This is a genomic window from Barnesiella sp. CU968, from assembly GCF_905219685.1.
Classification (GTDB): Bacteria; Bacteroidota; Bacteroidia; order Bacteroidales; family Muribaculaceae; genus Lepagella; species Lepagella muris_A.
Genome location: NZ_CAJMXD010000358.1, coordinates 1 through 2,993, shown reverse-complemented (window position 1 = coordinate 2,993; position 2,993 = coordinate 1). Strand labels below are relative to the sequence as shown.

At 50.0% G+C, this 2,993-nt stretch carries 3 protein-coding genes; all 3 read left to right on the top strand.

Features of this window, described 5'->3' with window-relative positions:
• Positions 1-1,430 (top strand): membrane protein insertase YidC (gene yidC, locus JX312_RS11425; RefSeq protein WP_204458080.1); only part of this gene is annotated, 1,430 nt, incomplete at its 5' end.
• 9 nt (positions 1,431-1,439) lie between these two features.
• On the top strand, positions 1,440-2,261 hold the full coding sequence (locus JX312_RS11420; RefSeq protein ID WP_124096499.1) for a 4Fe-4S binding protein: 822 nt from the start codon (positions 1,440-1,442) through the stop codon (positions 2,259-2,261).
• Positions 2,262-2,295: 34 nt separating this feature from the next.
• Positions 2,296-2,993, top strand: a 698-nt coding sequence (locus JX312_RS11415; RefSeq protein WP_204458079.1) for a thymidylate synthase, incomplete at its 3' end; no start/stop codon positions are given.

Here is a 2,993-nt window from a genome sequence, read left to right as displayed (position 1 = left end):
CCCCCAGACAGCTCAACGACTCTACTGTGCTTATGGCTCTTGACATGGGCGACGGCGCATACTGGGGAATGGAATACACCTTGCCCAAAGGCGAAAGTTATGTTGTCCGCCTGAGAATCGTGCAGAACGCTATGGCGGACATAGTGCAGAGCAATGCCCGCAACCTCGGCATCGACTGGCAACAGGATCTTCACCGTCAGGAGAAAGGAAAAATGTTCGAGGAAAGAAACTCCGGCATATATTATAAATTCGCCGGCGGATCCGTGGAACACCTCTCCGAATCAAAGAACGACAGCGAGGAACGCCAGTCGAAAGTACGCTGGATCGCTTTCAAGAATCAGTTCTTCTCTACTGTAATGATAGCTGACCGCCCTTTCAACACCGCGGATTTCTCATCCGAGGTAATCAAAGGTCAGGACTATCTCAAAAGCATGACAGCTGCAGCCGTGGTCAACGACTATGACTGGAACAGCGGCAACCCGGTGAATTTCCACCTTTTCATCGGTCCGAACCTCTATCCCCTCCTTTCGCATCTCGACAAAGAGGTGGAAGCGGGCGAAGACCTCAAGATGACAAAACTCATTCCTCTCGGCTGGAGCCTTTTCCGCTGGATCAACACCGGGGTCATCATACCGGTGTTCACATTCCTCGGCAAATTCATCTCCAATTACGGAATCATCATCCTTCTGCTCACAATCTTCATCAAGCTTGTGCTTTTCCCGCTCACCTACAAGAGCTACAAGAGCCAGGCGAAGATGCGTGTGCTCGCACCGGACATAAAGGCGATCAACGACAAGTATCCCGGCGCGGAAAACGCAATGATCCGCCAGCAGAAAACCATGGCTCTCTATTCCAAAGCCGGAGCAAGTCCGATGTCGGGATGTCTGCCGATGCTTCTGCAGATGCCGATTCTCTTCGCCATGTTCAGCTTCTTCCCGAGCTGCATCGAGCTTCGCGGACAGAGCTTCCTCTGGGCGCATGACCTTTCGGCTCCCGACGCGATTATCTCCTGGAGCGGAAACATACCTTTCATCACAGAATATTTCGGAAACCACATCTCCCTGTTCTGCCTTCTGATGACTGCCACCAACATCATATACACATACATCAACATGCAGAACCAGCCGAGCACAATGCCGGGCATGAAATGGATGATGTATCTGATGCCGCTCTTCTTCCTGGTATTCTTCAACAACTATGCGGCAGGACTCTCTTATTATTACTTCCTGTCTCTTCTTATCACCATTATCCAGACCTACGCTTTCCGCTACATAATCAAAGAGGAAGACGTAAGAAAGGCAATGGCGGAGGCTTCAAAGAAACCGCGTAAGAAATCCGGCTTCATGGCTCGCCTTGAAGAGATGCAGCGTCAGCAGCAGGCAATGCTCCGCGAGCAGCAGAAACAACAGCAGCGCGGCGGTAAAAGATGATATGACAAAGTGAGACAAATACGGATATTCCGCATATTTCTGGCGATACTTTTCTTTGTCGCCACTGTTGCCTACCTTTTCATCGGGCCGCAGGTGCATCCTATGGCGGTTGTGTCGAAAAAAGCGCAGATAATTCTGTCCGCCGGCACAACCGCCATAGGCGCTATTCTGACATGGCTTGTTATCACTTTCATTTTCGGACGGATATATTGCTCGACCGTATGCCCGGTAGGCACTCTGTCTGACTTATTCATAAGGATACGCCGCAGAATACCGGCACTCGACAAGAAATTCAGTTACCGCAAACAGACAAGACTGCCGATACATATTCTGATGATATACGCAATATGCCTTCTGGCAGGAGCGGTGGCGGTGCCCTATATAATAGAACCGTGGAATATCATGCGAAACATCGCCTCGGCGATCAACCCTTCGGCGATTGAGGCAACCTGGATAAATCTCGGGCTGGGAATCGGAACAGGCATAACAGCCGGAATAGTGTCATTCGTAATGATTGCTGCATATTCACTGCTGCGCGGACGAGAGTTCTGCACACACATATGCCCGCTCGGCACTGCGATGGGGCTTCTTTACGAACACAATATATACCACATTGAAATAGACCGGGACAAATGCGTGTATTGCGGTAAATGCGAAGAAAACTGCAAGTCTTCCTGCATAAAGACTGTAAGTGCCTACGTTGACAACTCGCGGTGCATACGCTGTTTCGACTGTCTTGCCGTATGCCCTGAGGAAGCAATCAGATTCCAGCCGAACAGAAACCGTCCGGCAACTCCCCTTTTCCGCAAAAGCAAACAGCCACAACCATGATCATAAGCCAAAGACAACATAAAAAGAAAACACCATGACACCATATCTCGACCTTCTCAGACACATTCTCGAAAACGGTCATGTCAAAGAAGACAGAACCGGCACAGGAACCATATCCACATTCGGATACCAGATGCGTTTCGATCTCAGCAAGGGTTTTCCTTTGCTGACAACGAAGAAAGTGCATCTTAAAAGCATCATTTATGAACTGCTGTGGTTCCTGAAGGGTGACACAAACGTGCGCTATCTGCAGGAACATGGTGTCAGAATCTGGAATGAATGGGCGGATCCTGACGGCGAACTCGGACACATATACGGATATCAGTGGCGTTCCTGGCGTGACTATGAGGGCGGATTCATCGACCAGATTTCAGAAGCGGTCAGAGATATCAAAGAGAACCCCGACTCCCGGCGTATTATCGTAAGCGCATGGAATGTGGCAGATCTGAAAAACATGAACCTCCCCCCCTGCCATGCTTTCTTCCAGTTTTACGTAAGCGAGGGGAAACTTTCACTGCAGTTGTATCAGCGCAGTGCCGACTGTTTTCTCGGGGTGCCATTCAATATTGCAAGCTACGCGTTGTTATGCATGATGATGGCTCAGGTTTGCGGACTTGAACCCGGAGAATTCATACACACTCTCGGAGACGCGCATATCTACACCAACCACCTTGACCAGGTCAGGGAACAGCTGAGCCGCACCCCTCGTGAACTGCCACGTATGTCGATAAA